Origin of the sequence: Phyllobacterium zundukense (genome assembly GCF_002764115.1) — a bacterium.
Lineage (GTDB): Bacteria > Pseudomonadota > Alphaproteobacteria > Rhizobiales > Rhizobiaceae > Phyllobacterium > Phyllobacterium zundukense.
The window spans coordinates 245,531-271,085 of record NZ_CP017943.1; the positions used below are offsets into that span (position 1 = coordinate 245,531).

Below are 25,555 nucleotides of genomic sequence, written 5' to 3' on the forward strand. Positions count from 1 at the left end.
TCACCAGCTCATGGCCCAGACAAGTCAGGCTGCTTTTAGAACGGTAGCGACCCCTTCCAAAGCTGTGGTCAATTCCTCGCGGTTGCTGGGGCTGCCAAGAACGATTCGTATTGCAGGCGAGGCCTGCTCGTTCGACACTGCAAACATTTCCCCACTTCGGAGGACGACCCCTTGCTGATTGCAGGCACTGATGAACCCTTCCTGTGTGAGGCCAGCAGGCAGATCGAGCCACAAATGCAGCGCTTCTGGTTTGGCCAGGTAGCTTGCGCCGTCTAGGATCGATCGCGCGATCGTCTGACGGGCCGCAGCTTCTTCTCTCACGGCGTCAAGAATGCGCTTACCAACACCATTGCCGATCCAGTGCTCAACGATGGCAGCCGAAACTGGTGAGACGAACCAGGTGGAGGTGGTGTTGAAGGGCTGAAAGGCCCTTGCGCAGGCTGCGGCGTCGGGTGCTACGAGATAGCCGATACGGAGGCCGGGCGCGATGCACTTTGCAAGTCCCGTTGCATGCCATGTAACGTCAGGAGCCAAGGCCGCGATTGGCGGCGGAGCATCCTTTGGCAAGAGGCCGTACACGTCATCTTCGATGATGATCACACCGTGTCTGCGCGCTATTTCAGCTAATGCCAACCTGCGCTCGCGCGACATTATGATAGTTGTGGGGTTGTGAAGCGTGGGCGACAGGAAAAGAGCTTTTGGCTTATCGGTTTTGCATACGGCTTCGAACGCCTCTGGCAAAGCGCCGTCATCGTCCATCTCGATCGCGCGCACGTCAATGCCCAAAAAGGTAGCGAGACGACGAAAGCCGTAGTAGCTAAGACGCTCCGTGAGCAACAGTCCGCCTCGGCCCACCATCGTCGCCAACGTTATAAACAAGGCGTTCTGAGTGCCGTTCGTAACAATGATGCGATCCGGATCCAGATGTTCACCAAACCGCTGCTTCAGCCAGAGACTGCCGGCGCGCCGATCTTCCATCGAACCGTTAAATTTGTGTGTTCGCATTAAGGTCGGTAAGTCGCTTCGCCTCGAGAGTTCGACGAAAGCTTTGGAAAACTCCTCGCCGACCCATGAAGGTGTGGGCGGCGTTGTACGTATCAGGCTGATGGGTTCTCGTGACATTGAATTGTCCTTACGTGAAAAGAGGCCTGCGGCCCGAATGGCCGCAACCGTGTCGAGCAACAGATCACTCCTTAGGAAGGAGTGCTTCGACTTCGCTCGCCATCTGCAGCATGGCATCCTCTGGTGAGCGCTTAAGCGTGATGACCGCTTGCAACTGATCCTTGATGGCTTTGGTGATCTTGGTAGAATTCTCACCAGGGAAAGAGAAAAAACCGCTGAGCTGAGCAAGCTGAGAGACCGGAATTCGGAGGTTAGGATTGTCCCTGTAGTAGTTTCCCAGTAGTTCCGCATCCTGCACGGCCCGTTCGTTCACCGGGATATACGAAGCAGCTTTCACCATGGCCGTCTGCGATTCTGGGTTGGTCGCATATTTGATGAACTCCCAGGCGAGCTTCTGCTTGGACGCATTTTTGGTATGAATCATGATGGCGTTTCCTCCTGCCGGCAGCGTGCCGTTCTCGGAGGGGACCGGAAATTGGGAAACGATGAGCGGAAACCGACCCGCCGCTTGCTCGGTATAGCTTGTGATGTCTGAGCTGGAGGTTACAAAAATGCCGATGGAGCCGGCGGCAAAAGCCTGCTTTGCCTGATCGCGGCTCATATCTTTCATGCCTGCTTCGCCAATCGCCTTCAACAGCTTCAGGGCGTCCATGCCTTCCCTACCGTTGAAGGCAATCTTCTTCATATCCGGCGTCATCATTCCGCCACCAGCGGCCTGAATCAGAGAGAGAAAGGTCCAGTTGCCAGTGGGGGCGTAGTCAAAGTAGATCCCGCCGCTGGGCGCCTGAATTTTCTTGGCGAGTTCAAGAATGCCATCCCAGGTCTTCGGAAGGTTCTGCGGATCACCTCCGGCAGCCTTCACAAGATCGCCGTTAAAATAGACCGTCGGGATAGAGATAGCGAAAGGAATGCCGTACGTCTTGCCATTCACTTGGCCAATTTTGGTAATCGAATTCGAATAACCGAAGTTCTTCCAATCTGACTCGGAGTTGATAAAATCATCGAGTGGAACGGCTAGACCACGGTCAACAAAAACCTGAAGAAAGCTTGTTCCTTGAAAAGCTACGTCAGGAACTCCGCCGGTTATCGCTGCCCGCAGCATAAGCTGCGTCATATCAGCATAACCTTTGACATCTGACAGGTGTATGGTCGTGCCAGGGTGGGCAGCCTCGAAGCCCTTAACGATCTCCTCCATTGGCTTCTTAAGAATATAAGCGTTGGAATATAGTACGTTTAAGTCTTCCGCCGAGGCGTATGTCGAGAAAAGAGCGGGAAGGGAAACGGCTAGTACTTTTAAGATATTAACGGACATTCGGGTTTCTCCGTATTTAGTGGGGCTGATACTAACAGTCGATTTTCCGACGCGGATAATCGACAGAAGCGGTTCGACAAATTGGCACCTGCAAGCTGCGCTTGCGACGTCACTTCAATGTATCGCAAGTGCTAGATTGCGCTCGGATGCACCCAGCCGCCGTCGAGGTAAAGGGCGTCGTTGACACTGGTGCGTTGCAGTTTTTGGGAATAGTTCTTGAGGCCGGTCTCAAAGATCTGGGGTGTGCGGACTATGGGTAATGAGCTACCAGAGCTACCTGTACGGGGTTCGCGCAGAACCTCAGACAAAACACTGCCAGTCATGGTGTTGGGAATGGCCATGCCGATGAGCGAAAGGATGGTCGGCGTGATGTCGCATATGCCGGAGGGGATGTCGGAGACATAACCGCCGTCGAGGAAGGCAGAGCCGGCCACAATACCGACCGAGGCAAGCTCCTTCGGATGCAGACCACCATGCACGCCGAGACCCGGGCGCCGGTCATTGTCGTAGAAGGTGCCGCCGACCAATCCGAATTCATCGACGCTGTCGTCGGCGCGGAAGCAGAAATATACATCCGGCGCGCGCGGATGGTCGGCAAAGACGAGATGGCTGGCGAAACTGCCGGGCGCTATGCCTTCGACCTCGTTCTTTCCAGTCGTAAAGATCGGCCCCACCCATGGCTGTTCGACCAGCGCTTCGACCAGCCGGGTAAGCTGCGTGGTCGAGCGGTCCGTGAGGTAGAGCGCCCCCACCTGTCCAGGCACAACGACAACATTGACTCCGCTTCCGGGTGCTGTGGCCGGGCTGAAGCCTGCGGTCGTTAGACTGTCGGCGACCGAGACACGTGTATGGGCGGTAATGTGACCGTGATCCGAAAGCACAATGATTTGGACCCCGGCGGCCCTCCCTTCGGCTTTCCACCAGTCGAGAATGCGGCCGAACTCAGCATCACAGTGGTCAATCACCTGCCGGGTCTTGGCCCCTCCCGTGCCGTTGAAGTGCGACGAGGTATCTGGCTCGCCATAAGACAGTACGGTGACGTCCGGGGCATGCTCCGGCCAGAGATAATCGAGGAAGATCGAGGTAATCAATGTCTGTGCTTCGATGTCCGGCTCGCCCTGCGGCGGCACCGGCGGCAAAGGTCCGAAGCGGCGGGTAATTTCCGTCAGCGTGCTTTCCGGGGTGCAGGCTTCCGGGAAATGCCCAGAAATGCGGATATGGCCGAATTCCTCCGCCTTGTGATGGAAAAAACGCGTGGTGCCCGGCGTATTTGTGGCAAGCACGGCCAGGCTTTTTCCCGCCCGTCCTAAGATTTCGCCCAGCGTCGGCGAACTCATCAGCTTGCCGCCGCTTTCGCGGTTCAGCCGGTCGAGCAGGACGGCGTCGGACGTGTCCACGTATCGTTGCGGGGTAGTTCCACGATCGACATATTTGTTGCCGACCATGCCGTGTTGGCTGGAAGTGGCGCCAGTGACAAGACTGGGGAAAGCAACGCGGGTTTCGCTCGGATAAACTGTCCGTTGTGCGGCAAGGCTTGTGCCAAGAGCCCTTAGTCGCGCAATGTTTGGAGTCTGGGCAGAATCAATGAGGTCAGGACGCAAGCCATCGAAGCTCACAACAAGAAATTTAACAATTGAGGGATACATTTCGGTGCCATCTTTCGCGGTCTAGTGGTCTAGACCACATCAATAGAGCGCCTATATGACATCTGTGTGACAGCGCAAAACTTGACATAGAAGTTTAATAAGGAAGACGGAATGCAGAACGATGGTATGAACCTCTGGCGGCAAATGGGGGAAACCCTAGCTAACGAAATAACCAACGGAGTGTGGACGCCAGGTTCTCGAATTCCCTCCGCCCCTGATCTGGCCATTCGGTTTGGTGTAAACCGACATACCGCGCTGCGAGCTTTGGCTCACCTTCAAGACGAGGGGCTCGTACGAATCGAACGCGGAAGAGGTGCGTTCGTTGTAGAAGACGTTATATCTTATCGCATGGGACCAAGAACCCGGTTTGAGGAAAACTTGGTCGGGCTAAATAGAGTTCCGAGCCGGAAACTGATATCATTGGGCGACCTTCCGGCGGATGAAGCGGTCGCGGCGGGGCTGGGCATACCAGTCGGCCAAACCGCTACACTGGCAAGGCTTCTAGGAGAGGCCAATGGCCTTCCCCTTAGCTATGGGAGCAATTACTTTCCCACGTCACGGCTTCCCGGAATTTCCGAGGTGTTTCGTTCGGCTCAGCAGGAAGAAAAAGAACGCCTTTCGATAACTGCTTGTCTGCACCAAGTCGGGATTACTGATTTTCAGCGAAAGATGATGCGTGTGCGCTCGCGCCAGCCAACCAACGATGAGGCGCGCTATCTGAGGATGCCGCCGAATGAAAGTGTGCTGGAGGTGATCGTGACTAATGTCGATTCAGATGGCATTCCAGTTATGTATGCCGCTACCTGCTTTTGCTCGAGCCGCGTCGAATTCGTCATGGACATGTGATTATCATTTCAAAGGTCAAACCGCGCGCCGCCAGTCATGGCGCTGCACTGCTCGAGCGTAGTACCCTGACTGCTCCAATCGAACGTGTTTCGTTCTCATCTATGTCGTGCCAGAGAAGATCGGTAACTCTGATTCGACAGTTAGTACCTCTGAGTGCAGCGACCGAATAGCTTCGGCGGTTTGTTGTTGAGATCAGAGGACGCTGCCCTAACCCTTAGCTTCCTAACCTTCTTCTGCTTGCGCTACGCCCAGCCAGGCTGCGCGGCAAGCGGCGGCAACACATGCCAACGCAACTTTTCTGATAGAACTACCCACTGACTTCTCCATTTTCGACGACTTTGCCTATCCCTGCGCTGCTATTCCGGGCCAGGGCGATAATCCCCACAGGCCTGGATCCGACTCAACACGGGATGCATGAGACGTGAGGCTATGACGAACGAGGCCGCCATAGTCCGTGCGGGTGAAGTAGTCGTAGCCCACTAGCACGCGATGCTAAGCAGTCTTGGATTGCTCCACAGTCCTCAGTGCAAATGCGGGGATCGGAGTTTCTCCTTCCAAAGCGAGGTGAAACACTGTGCGTTCTTGGGTAGACTCCCAACCTTCGCGATTATGAAGAACGGCTCTGTTGTCGAAAATTACAAAGTCATTGGCTTCCAAAGCGGCGTGCCACTGGTCCGATAAAGAAAACACAGCCGCCCATAAGCGCTCCAATAAGTTCCTACTTTTCTCGGAAGAATAACCTTCAATCAAAGCGTCACGGCGCCTCGGCAGATAAAGGAAAGGTCGATTTGTGGACGGATGCAAACGAACGAGGGGGTGTCTTGGACCATCGGCTCGCTTTGCATCGTCTACCGATGCACCAGTCATGAATGTATTAAAATCTTGCGATCGATTATGGACGCTGAACACAGCTCGAAGTGTTGAAATCTCTTTTTTCAAATCTGAGGGCAAACTTTCGTAGAGGGTGTAGGTGTTCATAAAGCCCGTACGTGGGGGATTGTCTGGCGCGTTGCGCGCGTACAAGACAGAATATGCGTTCGGTCTTTCGCGGTGAGATCCATCGGTGTGCCAAATTTGCGCCGCGGCACCTTTATCGCCAACAGGGCGACCATCGGAAGCCGTCGCGTTGGACAAAACTTTAAGTTCTGCTCGACCACTCGGCTGGACTGAATCCATCTCTCCGGTGTTTTTACGATCCGACAGGATTTTTCCGAAAAGGGTGGCGAAACCTACTATCTCGTCATCAGTGAGGGATGGCTGGCGGAAGCGTAGCACAAGGAATTGATCCAAGGCTTGTCTCAACGATTGCACTGTAGCGACATCTGGTGACTTCACCAAATGCGCTACCGAAATGCCCGTTACGTCAGCACCTAAGAAAGGCGACGCCGGGGCAATAGTAATAACATCATTTTCTAATGTGCTCATTTGTTTCTCCTGGGTTTTCAAGCGGGTTTGTGCGGTGCCGCGCCCACACTATAGTGGGATGTCGCGACACAGCGCCGTAAGTTAGCGCGCCTGTGATCAGCAGGGCGGCATGAGGCTTCCCATCACGACGATGCGGTCAGGGTCGATGGCTCTCCAAACCGCCGTTCGCGAAGTGAGCCTGAACGAGGTCGTCGTAGCTCCGATTGGAATTGTCGAGTTCGACCTTAATTCCGGGATGGGTCCTCTCGAACTCCTCGGCCAGTTCCACCCACATAGCGTTAAGATCGGAGGATGCAGCTGTTACCCTGATCTTTCCAACCTCGTCGGCCGATGCGATGTGAACCTACAGCGACAAGATCGCCGCGGCGACTGGTACTGCAAGGAACTTACGTCTTGATGTCCACATATGAAACTCCCTCATGTTATGGTTGAAACTCTCGCGGAACTGCCAGGAACTGGGCCCTGCGCAAGAGTGATCCGGTGGCTCGCTGTTAGTCTGTCAATAGACCGGTGTCCTCCACTCGGGGTGGTTCCGGTCTTTCCCGGTGACGAGCGAGAAATAGATTTCCTGCAATTTCGTGGTCAGAGAGCCAGGCTGACCATCGCCAACGGGAAGGCGATCGATGGTCGTGATCGGCGCAATCTCAGCGCCTGTGCCGCAGTGGAAGACCTCATCGGCAGCGATCAACTCGCTTCGATCGACATCCCGCTCCACCGTGGTGAGGTCCAAATACTCCTTGGCAATTTCGATGACGGTTTGGCGGGTAATCGACTCAAGGATATCGCTGGCCACATCTGGGGTGATGAGCCGGCCATCCTTGACGAGGAAGATGCATGTCGTCGGCCCTTCCGAAACCTTGCCACGCGAGTTCAGAAGAATTGGCAGATCGTAGCCATCCTGCTTCGCCTGGATCGAAGCCAGCCGGGAGTTATGGTAGTTGGCGTTACATTTGATCCTTGCCGGCATCACATTGTCGGGCATTCTGATCCACGAGCTTATCTGTGCGGAGGCGCCTTTCTTCACCTGGCTTGCCGATGGGCGCGGGATGGCTGTGATGGTCGTGCCGACCGGCCCGGTGGCGACCATATCGCCTTCATTCGTAAGGAAGGCCGAAACGCGCAAGTGCGCTGAGCACCGGATGTTGTTGGCCTTGCATAGGTCAAAGATCGCCTGTGTCAGTTCCTCCTCGCTCGGGCCAGGATCGAACCGCATCGCCTTCTGAGAGAAGGCGTAACGTTTGAAATGCTCTGCAAGCCTGAACAGGTAGAGCTGCTCATCCTCGTCATTCCAGTAGCCCCGGAGGCCTTCGAAGACTCCGATTCCGTATTTTCCGGCTAGCGAGAACGCGTGTAGTGTTGCATCGCTCCACGGAACGATCTTTCCATTGTGATAGACAAATTCTGGGGCTGCCATGTCCGCTCTCATTGTTTATTTGATTGAGGGGAAAGCCGAGGTCGGAGTACTGGGTGACGAACCTCGACTTTGACGTCGTGTTCAGGAGAAATAGGCCGCCGCAATCGCGTCCAGACCACGCTGAAGGTCGGAGCGTTCTCTTGCTTTACCTGTGCCAAATCTAATTCGATGCGGCGCCGAGCCGCCTGCGAGGAGGAAACTGCTCGCAGGGCCCACGTCCGCACCGCGGCGTTTGCAATCTTCGCCGAACCCCTGGAGATCCCTATTCGATGGGGCTTCCATCCAGACGTGCAAGCATTCGGGTGCAGTCCGGTAACTGGTGGCTTTCAGCGTTTCCGCAACCATGTTTTGCCGTGCGCGGGTTTCTTCGCGGACAGCTGCAATGATCCGGTCGGCACCGCCGTTGTGAACGAGTTCCGTCGCAACACCCGCATTGGCAGGCGCGATCATCCAATAGGTCATGCCGCTCCCGGGCCAGAACAACCGGGCCGGTTCAGTGGTCGTCGGCGTTACCAGATAGGCCGCCTTGAGGCCCGCGCCGATCGATTTGGCCGTGCCGAGCATATAATAGGTGATGTCGGGCGCCAAATCGGCGAGCGGTGACGGCACGCCCTCCGGCAGTAGCGAATAGATGTCGTCTTCGAAGATCGCAACACCATGTTTTCGCGCGATCTCGACGATCTCCTTGCGGCGCTCTAACCCCATCATGGCGGTTGTCGGATTTTGCAACGTAGGCAGAGTATAGAGCGCCCGCGGCTTGTGCTCCTTGCACACTTTTTCGAACGCGTCTGGTATGATCCCTTGATCATCCAGTTTGACGCCAACCAGATTAAAGCCCATTTGCTTGGCGAATTTTGCCATGGTGGGGTAGGTCAGTTCCTCGACCGCCAGAACGCCATTTGCTCCTACGAGAGAACCGCAAAGAACAGTTAAAATTGCTTGCGTCGAGTGGGACAGAACCACTCGCTCCGGATCGGGAGCCGCAGAAAGGCGCCGCGTCACGAACTGGGCGCCCGCTGCACGATCTTCCGGAAACCCCAGAAACTGGTGGACGCCAATCCAGTCCATCGGCTCCCTTGCTTCTAGGAGGCTCCGCATCGCCGCGCGATATTCATGGTCGAAGACTTCAGGAACACGCGGCGGGAGGTTGCCCGTCATCGGAACAGGAGGCAGTGATGAGCCGTCCGTTTTCTGTGTTTCGATTTGAGCGGTTGGTGTCGGAGCGTTCATGATGGCCTCGCGTTCTCTAATTTTGGTTGGCTCTTTGGGGATCGCGCCCGCGCAGGAAAGGCTGGATCAGAGACCTCGCAGCCAGCGGGGAAGTGGGGCCGAAAGGATGACCAATCGGTCCCCATCATGTTTATTTCAGGAGCTTCTCTGTTTCGGCCGACATCTCTGCGACGGCTGCGGCAGGGTCGGTCTTACCGGTGACCACGCGACGAACGATTTCGATCTGAGCGTCAAAGATCTGGTCAGTGTTGTCGACCTGATAAGTGTACCAGTCACCGGCATCCGACAGTGATGCGGTCAGACTGCGGACGTAGGGATTGGATTTGAGATAGTCCGCAAACAGCTCGCTTTCGTTGAGCGCTTTGGAATTTGCCGGGAGGTACCCTGCATATTCGGCTTCCAACGCCTGTGCCTCAGGTCCATAAGCCCATTCGATGTATTGAAGGGCGGCTTTCTGGCGGGCGGGGTCGTCGGTGAGAATGAACATGCCGTGTGAGACAGCAGAGAGCTTGCCTTTGCCGGCAGTAACGGGGAAAGGTCCTACTTCAAGTTTGAAGTTATTCGCTTGCGCGGCTTTCATGATGGACGGAATGCCGCTGGCGGACCGGAGAAGAATTCCAACTGTTCCTGCATTGAAAGCCTGACGTGCCTGATCCCGCGTCATCGCCACGGTATTGGCTGCTTTCGCGAAATTGCCAATGATGCTCATAGCCTCGACACCGAGCTCACTATCGAAGCCGACGGTTCCGTTCTCCCCCTGCATCGAGCCACCAAGGCCGGACAACACGTTCTGATACATCCAGTTGTTAGATGCTTCGAACTCGAAGTAGCCGCCGCTGATATTGCCGCCGAGCGCCGAGACCTTCGCTGCTGCATCGATGATCTCTTCCCAGCTTTGGGGCACATGATCCTGGTCCCAACCCGCCTTTTTGAGCAGGCTCATGTTGTAGAAGACAGCGGGAACGGTCAGGCCGTAGGGCACGGCATAGACATGATCGTTCGCCGTCGCAGCCTCAACAAGGGCGCGAGAAACACCCGATGACGCAATGAAATCCTGACCTCCGGGTATGGTATCAATCGGCTGGACGATGCCCTTCTCTGAATAAAGCCCAGTATAGTTGATCAACTGGTGGGTCACGTCGGGAAGCTGACCAACGAGCGAGTCCCGGAGTGTCGACTGAAAGAGCGGTTGCCAGTTGTCTCCTCCCGAAACGTACTCGATCTGTACATCCTTGTGTGAACCGTTGAAGGCGGCCTGCATTCGCTGGAGAAACTCGGTACGATTTGGCCACGAATGAGAAATCTTCAGTGTAATTGTCTCAGCCAATGCTTCGGTCGAGCAGAGAAGCGAGAACGCTGGAACTGTGATAAGGCCAGCAGCGAGGGCTTTGGCGAAAATTCGGCGGGTTAGTTTCATTGTAGCTGTCCTATCTTTGGGGATCATTTCACTGCACCGCCTGTGAGGCCTTCGACGAACCATTTTTGTGCGGAGAGGAATGCGATGATGAGTGGGAGGACGACGATGGTGGATGCGGCCATGAGCGGGCCGTAGTCGTTTCCGGCTTCTTCGTTCTTGAAGGCCATGATGCCGAGCGGCGGCGGCATGAGGGCTTGGTCGCGCACCGCGATCAGCGGCCAGAACAGGCTGTTCCAGTGGCCGACGACCGAAAAGATGCCAAAGGCGATAATCGCCGGAAGCGCCATCGGCACCATGATTTTCCAGACGATCGACAGCTCGGACAGGCCATCGAGACGGGCAGCATGGATGACGTCGTCGGGGATCGTCTTGAAGAACTGCCGGAACAGGAAGATGCCAAAGGGCGAGACAATGTAGGGGAAGATCAGCGCTGCATAGGTGTTGAGGATGCCGATCTGGTAGCCGAGGATGAACAGCGGCAGGGACAGCACCTCGTGCGGCAGGATCAGCGCGATCAGCACCATGCCGAACAGCAGGTTCTTGCCGTGAAAGTCGAGCTTGGCCAGCGCATAGGCCGCCGGCGCGCAGATGACGATCTGCAGCACGACGATCATCGAGCAAACAAAGATGCCATTGAACATGTATTGCGGCAACGGTGCCTCGGTCAGAGCCTTGGTGTAGTTCTCGATGCCGTAGAACTGTTCCGGCCAAAAGCTGAAGGAGGCCCGGAAGATCTCGCCCGGCGGCTTGATCGACAGCGAGATCATCCACACAAAGGGAATGAGGATCAGCGCTCCGGTAGTCAGCAGGGCGGCATGGCGAAGAATGGCCGAGGGCGGCGCGAGGCGGTGGGTGCTCATTGGTAGTGAACCCTGTCGTCCATGACGCGGGCCTGGATGAGGGTCAGCGCAACGACGATGAAGAGGAAGACGACAGCGACGGAGGCGCCATAGCCGGTGCGCAGGTACTCGAAGCTTTCGCGGTAGAGGGTGTAGAGCAGCATCTCCGAAGCATGGCCGGGCCCGCCTTGCGTCAGAACCTGCACGGTATCGAAGGTCTCGAAGGCCCTGAGCGCCACGACGATGAAGACAAACATGGAGACCGGCCCGAGCATCGGCAGGGTGACGGTGCGCAGCCGATCGAGCCAAAGGTCAGCGCCGTCAATGTCGGCAGCGTCATAGAGGTCCTGCGGGATCGATTTCAGCCCGGCGAGGAACAACACCATGGCATAGCCGAGGTTTTGCCAGATGCCGATGATGGCGAGCGTTGGAAGCACGGTCTGTTCGTCGCGCAACCAGTTGGCCGTCGGCAGACCCAAGCTGGCCAATGTCTGGTTGACGAGACCGATGGTTGGATGCAGCAGCGCCTCCCAGGCGATCGCCATGGCGGTCAGCGTCGCCATGAAGGGCAGGAAATGGATGGCGCGGTAGAAGGCTCGGCAAGACTTGCCGCTTTCGATCGAGAGTGCAATCAAAAGGCCGAGGATGATCGTGCCGGGGACGACGATCACGACATAGAGGATGGTGTTGACCAGCGAAGCGCGGAAGCCCTCGTCGGCGAAGACCTCTTTGAAGTTACCGAACCCGACGAAGGAGAGCGAGCTCGCGCCGAACTGCCAGTCGGTGAGGGCAATGCCAAAGACGGCAAAGACTGGCAGGAAGAACAGGGCGACAAGCAGGACGAGTGCCGGTCCGGCCAATGACCAGGCCGCGAGTGTTTCGGCGAGCCTGGGATTGCGCAGCGCCTTGCGGGTGCCGGGCCGGTCTGCCGAAGGGCCGGCAGGTTTGATTGCGGTGGAAGCGACGCTGCTCATTACACGTGCTCCTTGATCCGCAGCACGGTCGCGCCCGCATCATCATTCGGGCGCAGGCGGCGTCCGTCGGCGGAAAAGAGCAACAGGCGCTCCGGCTTGACGCCAAGATGCAGGGTCTGGCCCGAGACGATCTGCGGTGCGCGTTCGGCGAGGAGCCGGGCAATGACCGGATGATCGGTTCCCGGAACGTTAAGATGGACGAAGAGGTCAGACCCCATGTGCTCGACCAGGCGCACCGCGCCGGTCAGGACATTCGGGCCACCGGCATCGACGAGATGGAACGCTTCGGGGCGGACACCCAGGGTCAGGGCTGTACCCGGTCCGATATTGCCGGCAATGGAAAAGCTCGTGCCGGCCGTATCGGCCAGTCCGTCTTCGCGCAGCCTTGCGTCCAACATGTTGATCTTGGGTGAGCCGATAAACTCGGCGACGCGCCGGTCGTCGGGATCGTCATAAATCTCCTGCGGGGGGGCGACCTGCAGCAACTCGCCGTCGAGCATCACCGCCACCCGGTCCGACATGGTCATGGCCTCGGACTGGTCATGGGTGACATAGACGAAGGTGACACCGAGTCGATTATGCAATTCCTTGATCTCGGCGCGCATCTGCACTCTGAGCTTGGCGTCGAGATTGGAGAGCGGCTCATCCATCAGGAAGACCGCCGGCTCGCGCACCATGGCACGGCCGACGGCGACACGCTGGCGCTGGCCGCCTGACAGCTGACCGGGCTTGCGGGCAAGCAGATGACCGATACCAAGCGCTTTCGCGGTCCGCATCACATCCAGCTCAATCTCTGCAGATACCGGCTTGGTGCCCGGTAGCAACCCGCCGACCATCGACAACCTCTGCCAGGCCGACAGCCGCCGCATACGCAAGGGCAGGGCCATGTTCTGAGCGACTGTCATATGCGGATAGAGCGCATAGGACTGGAACACCATCGCCACGTCGCGCCGCTTCGGACGTACGCCGTCGACGACACGATCGCCAATCGAAATCGAACCGCCGGTCTGCACCTCGAGGCCTGCGAGGATGCGCAGCAGCGTCGACTTCCCGCAGCCCGACGGGCCGAGCAGCGTCAGGAACTCACCATCGGCTATCTTCAGCGAGACATCGCGCAGCACGGGGGTGGCGCCGAATGTCTTTTCTATTTTTTCGATGGTTATCGCCGACATCGGTTACCTCGTTCAGTCGGCAATGTTCAAAAGCATCGCCTTGATGAGTTCAATTGAGGCTGACCATCGATTGGCTTTGTTACATGGTTGTGACAATTATCGAATATTGCGATGCCAGTTAAGCGATTCTGGATGAGTATCCATCCGGTTCATGGGAGACGAATTTTGGCCGAGGAAAAGGATCTTTCACTCAATGCGGTGCGGGCGTTTGTACAGGTCGCACGAGACAACAGCGTCACGCGGGCATCGAAGACGCTTGGCATCACCCAGAGCTCGGTCAGCCGCCATCTTGCGGTGCTGGAGGAGTATTTCGGGGCAAAGCTGATCGAACGGCGCGGCCGCCAGAGCCAGTTGACGGACTTCGGACGACTATTCGCCGATGCCGTGGCCGAGCCGCTCGATACGATCCTCTTCACCGCAAAGCGGATGCGTCGCAGCGACAGGACGGACGCCAATCGTCTCGTCGTGCGGACGTCGCTTTCCACCTTCGCCTATACGGTCCTGATCCCCAATTTGCGCGAATTCTCCAAAGAAATGGGCGGCGTCACGGTCGACGTCATCAGCACGTTGTCCGCACCCGCTTCGACCGACAGCTTCGACGTGCTGTTGACCCGAGACCTGATGTTGACCGAGCCAGCCGACCGCTGGGACGTCCATGACGAGCAACTCGTCTGCGTCGGTGCCCCGGACTGTGTCGCCGGCCGCGGCCTCAAGGCCTTGCGGAGCACCTCGGTAATTGCAGTGACATCCCGGCCCGACATCCTGCCGACCTGGCTGCGCGGAATGGACCTGAAGACGTCCGATATCACCTCAGGCGCCCGTTACGATCATCACTATCTCGCCCTGCCGGCGGTCACCACCGGGCAAAGCCTGTTGGTGACGCCGCACATCGTCGTCGCGGAGCTGATCAGACAGGGCCTTCTGGAAGTGCTTGCCGGGTCACGCGCGCCAAGCGGCATGCAGTACCGTGCCTATGCGATCGATCGCAGCGACAACCCGGATGTCGCCCGCGCCTTCTGCCGTTGGCTCACCCGGCTTTGCCGCAAAATGACGGAGGAAGACGTCCCAGCCAAATAGTCGCGCTTCTGATTCCATCGGGAAATGCGATCGTTATGCCCGCTTTGTGCGATGCCGCAATTGGCGCGTTGCGGTTACCTTAGCTAGTTCTGGGTCAAACCCGGTGTTTCGAGGAGAGTTGCATTGTCACTCATCGCCAAAAGACTACAAGCCGTCCGTCCCTCTCAAACCAAGGCCATGACCGCCGCCGCCGCTGCCCTGAAGGAAAAGGGAATCGATGTCATTACGCTTAGCCAGGGCGAACCGGATTTTGATACGCCCGACGTGGTGCAAAGAGCTGGAATAGCTGCCATTCGTGAGGGCAAGACGCGTTACACGCCTGTCGCCGGCGTCAAGCAGCTGCGTGAGGCGATCCGTCAGAAGCTCCTGCGCGACAACAGCCTCGACTACGACATCGACGCTATCACCGTCGGCTGCGGCGCCAAGCAAGTGGTCTTCAATGCGCTCTTCGCCAGTCTCGATCCGGGCGACGAGGTCGTCATCCCGACACCCTGCTGGGTGTCGTATCCCGACATGGTGCGGCTTGCCGGTGGCGAGCCGGTTCTCGTTGCCTGCCACGAACGTTTCGGCTTCAAACTGAAGGCGGAAGATCTGGAGGCGGCGATCACGCCGCGCACCAAGTGGCTGATGCTGAACTCGCCCAACAATCCGACCGGTGCGGTCTATTCCAAGGCCGAGCTTGCTGCGCTGGCCGTCGTTCTGCGCCGCCCCAGTCAGGTGCACGTGCTTGCCGACGATATCTACGAGAAGCTCGTTTATGGCGTGCGTTTCGCCACGATGGCCGAGGCAGCACCTGACCTGATCGACCGGACGCTGACGGTCAACGGCGTTTCCAAATCCAGCGCCATGACCGGATGGCGCCTCGGCTACGGCGCCGGGCCGAAGGATCTGATCAAGGCGATGAACACGATCCAGGGTCAGACCTCGTCCCACACCAGCTCGATCTCGCAATATGCGGCGATCGAGGCGATCGGCGGCAACCAGGACTACATCGACGATTTCGTCTCGAGCTTCCGCAAGCGCCGCGATCTCGTGGTCGAAAAGATCAACGAGGCACAAGGACTCAAATGCCGCACCCCGGACGGCGCCTTCTATGTCTTCGTCAATTGCGCCGGCGTGATTGGCAGCACCACCCCTCAGGGCAAGGTGATCGAGACCGATACGGATTTTGCCCTGTACTTGCTGGAGCATTTCGGCGTCGCCGTGGTGCCGGGCAGCGGCTTCATGGCCTCGCCCTATATCCGCATTTCCTATGCAGCGTCGGTCGAAGAGCTGCAGCACGCCTGCGGCCGCATCCTTGCCGCGTGCGAAGCCCTTTCCGAAAGTGAGAAGATCTATGAGCAAAGCAAAGCAACTGCGTGACCGCATGGCCGAACGCGGCCTCGTTCACATCATGGCGGCCCACAGCCCGCTGTCCGCCATCCTCGCCGAAGAGGCCGGCTTCGACGGTCTCTGGGCTTCCGGCTTCGAACTTTCGGCGCTCTACGGACTTGCCGATATGAGCCTGATCACGATGACCCAGCATCTCGATATGCTGCGGGCGATCGCCGGTCAGTCCTCGCTGCCGATCGTCGCCGATATCGATACGGGCTACGGCAACGCATTGAACGTGATCCATGCCATCCGCGAATACGAAAAGGCGGGCACGGCCGCCGTCGTGATCGAGGACAAGACCTTTCCGAAGGTCACCAGCCTGGCCGCCGATGGCCGCCAGGAACTGCTGCGCATCGAGGAATTCCAGGGCAAGATCGAAGCTGCGGTCTCCACCCGCAGCGATCCGGATTTCCTCGTCATTGCCCGCACGGAAGCCCTGATTGCGGGCCTCGGCGAAGAGGAAGCGCTGAAGCGCGGCATGGCATATGCCGAGGCCGGCGCGGACATGGTTCTGATCCACTCGAAAAAGAAGGACCCGGCCGAGATCGAGAGTTTTTCCCGCGCCTGGAAGGGCATCGTCCCGCTCGTCATTGTTCCGAACGCTTATCCGGAACTCAACGCCACGCGTATCCGCGCGCTCGGCAACATCAAGATGACGATCTACGGCAATTATGGTATCCGCGCCGCGACGACTGCGATGCAGGATGCTTTCCGGCGGATCATCGCCGATGGCGGCGTGCAGAACGTGCACAAGGACATCGTGCCCGTCGAAGAGATCTTCCGGCTTCAGAAGATGGACGAGGTCAAGGCCGACGAAAAGCGGTTCCTGAGATAGGTAGGGACGATGCGGCTAAAGCCCGCCGCCAATTCCGATCGACGACGTAGGTTTCTCCGGAAGACGGGCTTTATGTTGGGTTGCTTACCTTGATCAGATTACGCCGTTTGGCACGAGCTTCGGAGACGGCAAGTTTTTTTAGGGTCTCTTCACTACAATGGCGACTACTACGCTTGGCGATTGGATCCGCGGTCGCCTCAACCCTAATCAATCCCGATTCGACGAGGATCTAGATCATAACCGAATGCTCGACGGGACATCGGGTCTTGTCGATCCAGGCAAGCACAATGACGTAGCATCCGCAGTTGGCGGACCAATTCTTAAAGGTGGACGATGAGCGGCATATCATCAGCTCGGATTGCTTATTTGGACGGTCGGTATCTTCCAATAGAGGAAGCCAGGATACCAATCTTTGATCGTGGGTATAATCTCGGCGACGGGATCTATGAAGTCACAGCCTTTGTCGGACGGCGCATGGTTGATTTCGACGCGCATCTCTCTCGCCTGCGCTCCTCTCTTGAGCACATCAACATCAAAGTGGACCTTGATTTTGCCGATTGGCAAGCCATTCATCACCGGTTGATCGATGCGAATACTATTGAGACGGGGACCGTCTATATTCAAGTCACGCGTGGCGTGATGGAACGTGATTTTGTGCCGACCAAGGACCTGTCCCCGACCATCCTTGGCATTGTCCAGCCAAAGCCGCTCGATTCCGATCCGAGGCTCGATTCCGGCATTTCGGCCGCACTGGTTGAAGATCTTAGATGGAAGCGTCGAGACATAAAATCGACCTCCCTCCTGGCACAGGTTCTCGCAAAATCCCGAGCGCATGCAGTGGGGGCGGGCGAGGCAATACTTCACGAGGGCGGCATCGTCACGGAAGGTGGATCTACCACCGTTTTCGGAGTGGATAGAGATGGTGTTGTCTGGACGCATCCACTCGGGCCAACAATTCTACCAGGAATCACACGCAAGCGTGTCATTGCTCTGGCAGAGGAACTAGGACTGCCTGTCACGGAAGAACCAATAACGGTTTCCGCTCTGCGTCAGATGTCTGAGGTCTTCCTCACAGGCGCTACCTTTTTCGTCATCCCGGTTGTCGAGATCGATACACAGCCAGTCGCTGATAGGAAGCCTGGTGCGGTTACGCTCAGGCTGCAAAAAGCCTATCGGGATTATGCGCGTAGCGGCGACACTGCTACCAATGTTCTGACTGGAGATTGTGAGCGTACTCCCTAACGTCGCCAGTTGTTCCCGCGGGTCTGATGCCCTGTCGGCGATCCATATGCCATTGCCACCGTGGCCGGAGCAGGCGTCCGTAACAACGCCTGAAAATTTTCCCCAGCGTTTTGTAGACCGATGATGAGACCGAAGGAGGGAGATTGCCCTATTTCTCTAAGCAATTCTCCTGATTGACATTTCCGGTCGCGACTATGAATCTCTAGCCGCACTATAACCGGGTTGTCGCCAATCCTCTCGCACGCCCATACGCACCACGAAGGTATAAAATGGCTACTGGCACTGTTAAATGGTTTAATTCGACCAAAGGTTTTGGCTTCATTCAGCCGGATGATGGCGGTACTGATGTTTTTGTCCATATCTCGGCCGTAGAGCGGGCGGGACTGCGTGGTCTCAATGACGGTCAGAAAATCAACTACGAAATGGTGCGGGACAAGAAATCGGGCAAAATGTCGGCCGATCAATTGAGCGCCGGCTAAACGACGCGTCTCGTTCGCGCGACCGGCGGCGAGGGACCTCGAAAAGCAAGAGGGCTGAGTTTGATGTCCGGCCCTTTTTTCCCATCAATCACACCGCACTTGAGCGTGTAGTTTCAGCGATTGTTTGGCAGCAGACCGGATATTTGTATGGACAGGCGTGACGGCGCCGCGTCTCACAGATTGCGGCCGAAGAGCTTTCTGGCGGGATGCGGGCATTGGGGGAGCGTGGCTCGCTGGCATGCCCAGTGAGGGCGACTCGATGACTGGCGTCAAACCGGTCTGAGACGAGAGAAGAGGGTGAGATTGTAGGCGACGACCGAGGACCGGACGTAGGCCTTGAAGTGGTCGAGCCCGCGCCAAGTACAGCGGTCGAGACCATAGGTCCGCTATGACGGCGCTCGTCGCGGCGAATCCGGCGTTCTGATCGCCAAGTGTCGCGAACTGGATATGAGGGGGAAACCCCTTCGAGCCGATTTTATCAAGGGACCACGCCGTTTCTTGGCAACGTCATGCAATAAGCCGACGATCCTTTCATCCTCCCTATCCAAAGCCAACAAAAGCCGCAAAGGATGGGAGGATGCAAGGTTCTTTGCCTTTGGCGAGGCAACCAGTACGGGCCACGCGGAACCCTGTTCGGCCGATGGCCGACGTTAAAATACGGCGCTATCGAGCTTTCAAAGAGATGGCTGTGGCATGCAAATGCGACGGGTTACTTTGCCGAGGACGTAGATGAGATAATCTTCTAAAAATTGGGGCTGTATTTACAATCCAGTCAACTCATGCAGACTGGGCGTGCCAAAAGAAGGGAGAGCGATCTGCCGGGAGGTTTGTCGCGCAAACTCATGTCTTTGCATTCGGAACACATTCGCGAGATCGAAGCTGTCAGTCTGGGGGGCATCAGCAATCGGGATGAGACCGTTGTGCAATCATGGCTGCGCTGTATCACGCAGCACAAGCTCGATCCGGCGCAAAGTTGTGAAGCCTATATTGTTCCGGACATCCAGCTGCGGGAGCACCGCCAGCAATCCGAACAGTTGATCGCAATCGCGCGGTCGGGGCTCGAGAACCTTTTTCGTCACGTCGCCGGCCAAAATTATGTGCTCCTGCTCTCTGACCGGCAGGGCGTGACAGTCGAGTTTTTAGGCGACCCGCTGTTTGACAACAACTTGCGCAAGTCGGGTCTTTATCTAGGCTCCGAATGGTCGGAAGAACGCGCCGGAACATGCGCGGTTGGTTCGTGCCTAGAGACCGGTGAGGCTTTGACCATCCACCAAACGGATCATTTCGACAACACCCATACGCCGCTAACGTGCACTGCCGCTCCTATATACGATGCACAGGGCGAGTTGTCGGCAGTGTTGGATATCTCGCTTCTACGGTCTCCTCAGATAAAGGCCAGCCAGAACCTCGCGCTCCATCTTGTGACGGCGACTGCCAGGCGGATCGAACTTGCCAATCTTATGGCACAAACCCGCAACGAATGGGTTTTGCGCTTTTCCCGCTCTCCGGAATTTCTTGATGTCGATCCTGAGGCTGCGGTGTCGATCGACGGGCGAGGGCGCATTATTGGCGTGACGCATGACGGAGCAAAGATATTGGCGCGGGCGTCCGGTCTCGATTGGCGTCAGCCCGATAGTTTGATTGGACAGCCTGTTTCGCGTTTCTTCGACATGGATGTTGATGATCTGGGTGATCTTACCCGTACGCGTCCATCAGAGGACAGACTGGTATTTGCTCGCGACGGCAACATCCTGTTTGCGCATGCGATCGAGCCAAATTACAGGTATCGCGGCCCACAGGCGATACCGGAAAAAATACCGGCCTCGCTGCGACGCTTAAGTGGCGGCGATCCGCAACTGGCCGCCCTGCAGGCAAAGGCCGCCAAACTCGCTGACAAATCGCTGCCGATTTTGATCCAGGGCGAGACCGGAACGGGCAAGGAGTACCTCGCGCGCGCAATCCACGACAGCGGCGGTGCGAAGGGTCGCTTCATCGCGGTAAACTGCGCGGCCATGCCCGAACAACTTATCGAGAGCGAACTGTTCGGTTATGTTCCTGGATCATTTACCGGAGCACTGGCAAAAGGCCGCAAGGGCCTTATCGAAGAAGCGGATGACGGGACGCTCTTCCTGGACGAGATTGGTGATATGCCTTTGGGATTGCAGAGCCGCCTGCTGCGGGCATTGGCCGAGCGCGAGGTTCTGCCACTTGGTGCTTCCCGACCGAAGCCGGTGAATATTCGTGTTCTGTCCGCTTCCCACCGCAACCTGGCCGAGCTTGTCGCGCAAGGAAGATTTCGCGAGGATCTGTTCTACAGGCTGAACGCGGCTACCCTGTCACTGCCTGCGTTGCGAGACCGCAGCGACTTCGAGTGGTTGCTGGATGAGGTGCTCAAGAAATGCAAGTCGAGCGCCGGGATTAGCCCCAAGCTTGGTGCAGAAGCAAGATTGCTGCTCAAACGGTACACTTGGCCCGGTAATGTCCGCGAACTCTTTAACGTCCTTGATGTTGCTTCCGCGCTTTGCGAAAACGGCGTCATTGAGCCTGTTGATCTACCCGACCACTTTCATCGTCCCGCGTTCAAACCTTTATCCAATTCAACATTGTCATCTGGCGATGGCCTGTCTTTACGCCTTACGGAGGCTCTTGCATCCTCAGGTGGAAACATTTCGGCGGCCGCTCGTTTGCTCGGCGTTGACCGGTCCACGGTGCATAGACAGTTGCGACGGCTTCGGCAAAAACCAGCCCACTAACTATTGTACTTGAACCCCAGAATTTTGAACGCCATCAAAAATGTGCGATTGCTGTACGCTGGTCTGACGGGCGAATTGTTGTCAATTCGCGTCTCGTCCGAGCGCGGAATGCGATGACACACTGGCGCGTGAAGGCCGAAGTTCCCGTGGCAATTTTCTTCCTCGCGCGCAAACGCTCCGTTGAGTGTTTTTGTGCCAAGCAATCCGCAAGCGACAGCGATCTCAGTGAAATTCAAATCCGTTTCGAGCAGCAACCGTTTTGCTCTGCGAACCCTTAAGCGATCCCGCACTCTTAACGGTGATTTGCCCAGTTCCTCCTTGAATATCCTCTCCATCTGCCGACACGTGATTCCAATGCGCTGCGACACCTCAAACATGCTGATGGGTTCTTCCATCGTTGCCTCGAACACACGCAGTGCTTGTTTGATAGCCCTGGTTTTTGGAAAAGCACAGTGTTGCAACTGTTGCAAAATGGGGTGCGCCACCTGTTGTACTGCCACAGCTTAGACACCCGCCCAAGGCGTAACCTGCCGCGATTTATATAATTAGAACAATTACATAACGCCATACCGCGTGCTTGGCATAGTTCTTGCGATCGTAGCATTGCCAATTGTCGAGCAGCGATTGGACGACCACGGGAAGACGAATGAATGCAACAGCCCCGTTTGGCGATGATGCCGGGGCCGGGAGGAATGAATGAAAGCATTGCGTTTCCATGCGGCGAAGGATTTGCGTCTCGAAGAGATCGCTAAACCAACGTCGAATCCACCAAGTGGACAAGTTCTCATCCGCAATACGTTTGTCGGTATCTGCGGCACTGATCTGCATGAATATGTGTCGGGCCCAATTTTCATTCCGGTTGAACCGCATCCCTTCACCGGGACCAGCGGCCCACAGGTGCTCGGCCACGAATTTGGCGGAGTTGTTGAGGCGGTGGGTGAGGGCGTCACATCAGTCAAGCCGGGAGACCGCGTGTCCGTGCAGCCGCTGATCATGCCCCGCTCTGGCGATTATTTTGCCGATCGGGGCCTGTTCCACCTCAGCACAGATCTCGCACTTGCAGGTTTGAGCTGGCAGTCAGGCGGCATGGCGGAATACGCTCTGCTCAACGAATACAATGTTCAGAATATCCCCGATGAAATGACCGATGAGGAAGCGGCTCTCGTTGAGCCGTCAGCAGTCGCGGTCTATGCCTGTGACCGCGGCGGTGTGGCCGCTGGAAGCAGCGTATTGGTTACTGGAGCTGGACCCATCGGTGTGCTGACGCTGCTGGCGGCCCGCGCGGCAGGCGCAGCACAGCTTTTCTTGTCGGACATCAACGATACGCGGCTTCACCTCGCAAGGACCATTTTGCCCGATGTCGTTACAATCAACCCCGTGCGCGAAACGGTTGGCGACGTCGTACGCTCCAAGACAGAAGGTGGCGTCGGCTGTGATGTAGCAATCGAGTGCGTTGGCAATGAACATGCGTTAAAAGCCTGCACCGATGCCGTGCGCAAACAAGGGGTCGTCGTACAGACGGGACTGCATCCCCACGAGAACCCGCTCGATTGGTTTCAAGTCACGTTCAAGGACATCGACCTTCGCGGATCCTGGGCTTATCCCACCCATTATTGGCCCCGTGTGATCCGGTTGATTGGTTCTGGGCTTTTGCCCGCCAACAAGGTCATCACCAAACGCATCACCCTTAATGAAGCTGTGGCGGAAGGCTTTGAAACCCTGCTTGATCCCGCGGGCAAGCATCTGAAGATTCTGATCGACATGACTGCATAGCCGGGATTGCGGAAGAGGAGCCTGCACCCCGATCAACGATTGACATGCAAGCAGATGGAGGAGATTTCATGCTTGACGACAGCCCCCACCAGAAAGTTGAGACCGTCCTTGGCAAGCTCGAAAGAGCCTTTGCTAATAATGATGTCGATGCGGCTGCTAATCTGTTTCAGGACGATTGTTACTGGCGCGATCTTGTAACGTTCACCTGGAACATTAAGACGCTCGAAGGACACAACCAGATCAGGGACATGCTCTCCGATCAGCTTGTGCATATCAAACCGCGAGACCTGCGGCAGGACTTGAAGGAAGTCGCCACCGAGGACGACGGTGTCGTCCAGGGTTGGATCGAGTTCGAGACAGATGCCGCCAGGGGCTATGGCCACATCCGCCTGAAGAACGGCCGGATCTGGTCATTATTGACGACAATGTCGGAACTCAAAGGACACGAGGAACCCAAAGGTTTCTTGCGCCCCCTCGGCGCACAACATGGCAGCAAGCCAAATCGCAAGACCTGGAAGGAGAAGCGCGAAACAGAGGCTGCCGAACTTGGCTATTCGGACCAGCCTTATTGCGTCATCATTGGCGGCGGGCAGGGCGGTATTGCGCTTGGTGCCCGCCTGCGCCAGCTTGGGGTGCCGACGATCATCGTCGAGAAGAATGAACGCCCCGGCGACAGCTGGCGAAAGCGTTACAAGTCGCTCTGCCTCCATGATCCGGTCTGGTACGATCATCTCCCCTATATCCCGTTTCCGGACAACTGGCCGGTCTTTGCGCCGAAGGACAAGATCGGGGATTGGCTGGAGATGTACACAAAGGTCATGGAGCTGAATTACTGGAGTTCTACGGTCTGCAAATCCGCCAAGTTCGACGAAGTCAGTGGCGAATGGACGGTTGTCGTCGAGCGCGAAGGCGAGGAAATTGTGCTGCGACCAAAACAGCTGGTGTTGGCGACAGGCATGTCCGGCAAGGTCAATTGGCCGAAGTTCAAGGGGATCGATGTGTTCAAGGGCGAACAACAGCATTCATCCCAGCATCCGGGGCCAGAAGCTTATACGGGCAAAAAGGTTGTGGTTGTTGGATCCAATAACTCGGCCCACGATATCTGCGCGGCGCTGTGGGAAGTCGGGGCTGACGTGACCATGCTGCAGCGCTCATCGACACATATTGTCAAATCAGATTCGCTGATGGAAATCGGCCTTGGTGATCTTTATTCCGAACGCGCCGTGGCCAGCGGAATGACGACACGCAAAGCCGATCTCATCTTCGCGTCGCTGCCTTATCGCATCATGCATGAGTTCCAGATCCCAATCTACAACAAGATCCGCGAAAAGGACGCCGATTTCTACAGGCGACTGGAGAAAGCAGGTTTCATGCTTGATTTCGGCGATGATGATTCTGGCCTGTTCATGAAGTATCTGCGCCGTGGTTCGGGCTACTATATTGACGTCGGCGCCTGCGACCTCGTCGCCGATGGCAAGATCAAGCTCATTAGCGGTGCAAATGTCCGCGAACTTAATGAGAATGGGATCGTGCTGGAAGACGGACGTGAACTCGAGGCTGATCTGATTGTTTACGCAACGGGCTATGGTTCAATGAACGGCTGGGCGGCCGATCTGATCTCGAAAGAGGTTGCTGACAAGGTCGGCAAATGCTGGGGACTTGGCTCCAGTACCACAAAGGATCCTGGACCCTGGGAAGGCGAGCAGCGCAATATGTGGAAACCCACACAACAGGAGGCGCTGTGGTTCCACGGTGGCAACTTGCATCAATCGCGTCACTACTCGCAATACCTATCCCTCCAACTGAAGGCCCGCATGGAGGGTATCGAAACGCCTGTCTACGGCCTTCAAGAAGTGCATCATCTTTCCTGACCCAAGACTTAAACGTGGTCCCGTGGCAACTGCGTGTGCCACGGGAAAGGATTTCCAACGGCGATTTTAGCGGTATGGGCCTATTCATTCGATTGTTCATCAAGACGGGGTTCAGAACAAGAACTGTTTCCCCAGACCCGCTCTCTCCCCTTTGCAATCCGGCCCAGGTGGCAGTTATGTTCTAAGATAACTGTGTAAGCCGGTTCTGGTATGCAGGCAAAGATGCTCTCGCTTGAAAAGGCCTGCCTCTGGTGGTTGTCTCAAGGCAAAACCTTCCCGAAATCGCTTCGCTTGAGGGTAAAGCGTCACCTAAGTCGAGCATTACCTTGCGACTGCGTTTGTCTCACTTGAGGCAAGAACAACCAAGGAGGTCGCATGCGTCAGCCCTTGAATTGGCCGTTTCCTGCACGACTGCCACGGCGGCAAGAGAGAATGTTGATCAGCACGCGGCGCGTGGTTCAGCCCCGGGGTTTCACTGCTATACCGGTCACTTCTTGTGGAGATCAACACGTGAATAGTGTCAAGCGAAGCGCGATTATTTACTACGCACCGAATTCGCCATTGCTGCCGCCAACCGCTTTACACCAAGTTCGAGGCTCTCGACGGGTTGATCGAATGCCAAGCGTAGGTGGTGGAGCACGCTGCGGGTAGGCGATAGAAGATCACCGTCGGTACACAGGACACCTTGCCTCAACGCTAGCTGCTGAAAAGCAGCTGTGTTTACACCTCCCACATCGACCCAAAGGAAGGCACC

The 25,555-nt window shown here is 56.8% G+C and carries 20 protein-coding genes; 9 read left to right on the forward strand and 11 right to left on the reverse strand.

What is annotated here, in order from left to right; all coding sequences use genetic code 11:
- Window positions 1-24 precede the first annotated feature (24 nt).
- The 3 genes from BLM14_RS26845 to BLM14_RS26855 all read right to left on the reverse strand — a co-directional run bounded on the left by BLM14_RS26845 (window position 25) and on the right by BLM14_RS26855 (window position 4,080).
- The gene (locus tag BLM14_RS26845) at window positions 25-1,182 is read right to left on the reverse strand and encodes an aminotransferase-like domain-containing protein (protein ID WP_237143710.1); all 1,158 of its coding nucleotides are present in this window, start codon (window positions 1,180-1,182) and stop codon (window positions 25-27) included.
- Between the two features lie 4 nt (window positions 1,183-1,186).
- Window positions 1,187-2,434, reverse strand: coding sequence for an ABC transporter substrate-binding protein (locus BLM14_RS26850; RefSeq protein ID WP_100003123.1), 1,248 nt, complete (start codon window positions 2,432-2,434; stop codon window positions 1,187-1,189).
- A 131-nt stretch (window positions 2,435-2,565) separates the two neighbouring features.
- Window positions 2,566-4,080 (reverse strand): alkaline phosphatase family protein, encoded by a 1,515-nt coding sequence (locus tag BLM14_RS26855; protein WP_100003124.1) that lies wholly within the window; start codon window positions 4,078-4,080, stop codon window positions 2,566-2,568.
- 111 nt (window positions 4,081-4,191) lie between these two features.
- Between BLM14_RS26855 and phnF the strand changes: the two genes are divergently transcribed.
- Entirely contained in the window at window positions 4,192-4,926 is a 735-nt protein-coding gene (gene phnF / locus BLM14_RS26860) for a phosphonate metabolism transcriptional regulator PhnF (RefSeq protein ID WP_100003125.1), read from the forward strand.
- A gap of 492 nt (window positions 4,927-5,418) precedes the next feature.
- Here phnF and BLM14_RS26865 read toward each other — a convergent pair whose 3' ends face one another.
- From BLM14_RS26865 to BLM14_RS26900, 7 genes are all read right to left on the reverse strand, one after another.
- A complete protein-coding gene (locus tag BLM14_RS26865) occupies window positions 5,419-6,351 on the reverse strand; it encodes a TauD/TfdA dioxygenase family protein (protein ID WP_100003126.1) in 933 nt (310 codons plus the stop codon).
- A 499-nt stretch (window positions 6,352-6,850) separates the two neighbouring features.
- A complete protein-coding gene (locus BLM14_RS26875) occupies window positions 6,851-7,765 on the reverse strand; it encodes a branched-chain amino acid transaminase (protein ID WP_100003128.1) in 915 nt (304 codons plus the stop codon).
- 81 nt (window positions 7,766-7,846) lie between these two features.
- Window positions 7,847-8,995, reverse strand: a complete 1,149-nt coding sequence (locus tag BLM14_RS26880) for an aminotransferase-like domain-containing protein (RefSeq protein WP_100003129.1) — start codon at window positions 8,993-8,995, stop codon at window positions 7,847-7,849.
- 130 nt (window positions 8,996-9,125) lie between these two features.
- Window positions 9,126-10,412: an extracellular solute-binding protein gene (locus BLM14_RS26885; RefSeq protein WP_157929617.1), complete on the reverse strand. Its 1,287-nt coding sequence runs from the start codon at window positions 10,410-10,412 to the stop codon at window positions 9,126-9,128.
- A gap of 23 nt (window positions 10,413-10,435) precedes the next feature.
- Window positions 10,436-11,272, reverse strand: coding sequence for a carbohydrate ABC transporter permease (locus BLM14_RS26890; RefSeq protein ID WP_100003131.1), 837 nt, complete (start codon window positions 11,270-11,272; stop codon window positions 10,436-10,438).
- Window positions 11,269-12,153, reverse strand: coding sequence for a carbohydrate ABC transporter permease (locus tag BLM14_RS26895; protein ID WP_100003416.1), 885 nt, complete (start codon window positions 12,151-12,153; stop codon window positions 11,269-11,271). Before BLM14_RS26895 ends, BLM14_RS26890 begins: the two co-directional genes overlap by 4 nt.
- Window positions 12,154-12,224: 71 nt before the next feature.
- Window positions 12,225-13,397 carry an ABC transporter ATP-binding protein gene (locus tag BLM14_RS26900; protein WP_100003132.1) on the reverse strand — a complete coding sequence of 391 codons (1,173 nt, stop codon included), beginning with the start codon at window positions 13,395-13,397 and terminating at the stop codon, window positions 12,225-12,227.
- A 165-nt stretch (window positions 13,398-13,562) separates the two neighbouring features.
- Here BLM14_RS26900 and BLM14_RS26905 point away from each other — a divergent pair, with 165 nt between their 5' ends.
- The 6 genes from BLM14_RS26905 (at window position 13,563) to BLM14_RS26930 (ending at window position 21,157) form a co-directional block, all read left to right on the forward strand.
- Window positions 13,563-14,474: a LysR family transcriptional regulator gene (locus tag BLM14_RS26905; protein WP_100003133.1), complete on the forward strand. Its 912-nt coding sequence runs from the start codon at window positions 13,563-13,565 to the stop codon at window positions 14,472-14,474.
- Between the two features lie 123 nt (window positions 14,475-14,597).
- Window positions 14,598-15,836, forward strand: coding sequence for a pyridoxal phosphate-dependent aminotransferase (locus tag BLM14_RS26910; protein WP_162293260.1), 1,239 nt, complete (start codon window positions 14,598-14,600; stop codon window positions 15,834-15,836).
- Window positions 15,811-16,683 carry an isocitrate lyase/phosphoenolpyruvate mutase family protein gene (locus BLM14_RS26915; protein WP_100003135.1) on the forward strand — a complete coding sequence of 291 codons (873 nt, stop codon included), beginning with the start codon at window positions 15,811-15,813 and terminating at the stop codon, window positions 16,681-16,683. Before BLM14_RS26910 ends, BLM14_RS26915 begins: the two co-directional genes overlap by 26 nt.
- 366 nt (window positions 16,684-17,049) lie before the next feature.
- Window positions 17,050-17,925, forward strand: a complete 876-nt coding sequence (locus tag BLM14_RS26920) for a D-amino acid aminotransferase (RefSeq protein ID WP_237143712.1) — start codon at window positions 17,050-17,052, stop codon at window positions 17,923-17,925.
- Between the two features lie 269 nt (window positions 17,926-18,194).
- Complete coding sequence (locus tag BLM14_RS26925) at window positions 18,195-18,404, forward strand: cold-shock protein (protein WP_100003137.1); 210 nt, start codon at window positions 18,195-18,197, stop codon at window positions 18,402-18,404.
- A gap of 842 nt (window positions 18,405-19,246) precedes the next feature.
- Entirely contained in the window at window positions 19,247-21,157 is a 1,911-nt protein-coding gene (locus BLM14_RS26930; protein WP_100003138.1) for a sigma-54-dependent Fis family transcriptional regulator, read from the forward strand.
- Here BLM14_RS26930 and BLM14_RS26935 read toward each other — a convergent pair.
- On the reverse strand, window positions 21,154-21,657 hold the full coding sequence (locus tag BLM14_RS26935) for a helix-turn-helix domain-containing protein (protein ID WP_100003139.1): 504 nt from the start codon (window positions 21,655-21,657) through the stop codon (window positions 21,154-21,156). The two genes, BLM14_RS26930 and BLM14_RS26935, sit on opposite strands and share 4 nt — an antisense overlap.
- Window positions 21,658-21,853: 196 nt before the next feature.
- Between BLM14_RS26935 and BLM14_RS26940 the strand changes: the two genes are divergently transcribed.
- Window positions 21,854-22,930: a 2,3-butanediol dehydrogenase gene (locus BLM14_RS26940; RefSeq protein WP_100003140.1), complete on the forward strand. Its 1,077-nt coding sequence runs from the start codon at window positions 21,854-21,856 to the stop codon at window positions 22,928-22,930.
- Between the two features lie 68 nt (window positions 22,931-22,998).
- Window positions 22,999-24,801, forward strand: coding sequence for an NAD(P)/FAD-dependent oxidoreductase (locus BLM14_RS26945; protein ID WP_100003141.1), 1,803 nt, complete (start codon window positions 22,999-23,001; stop codon window positions 24,799-24,801).
- Window positions 24,802-25,555: the final 754 nt, after the last annotated feature.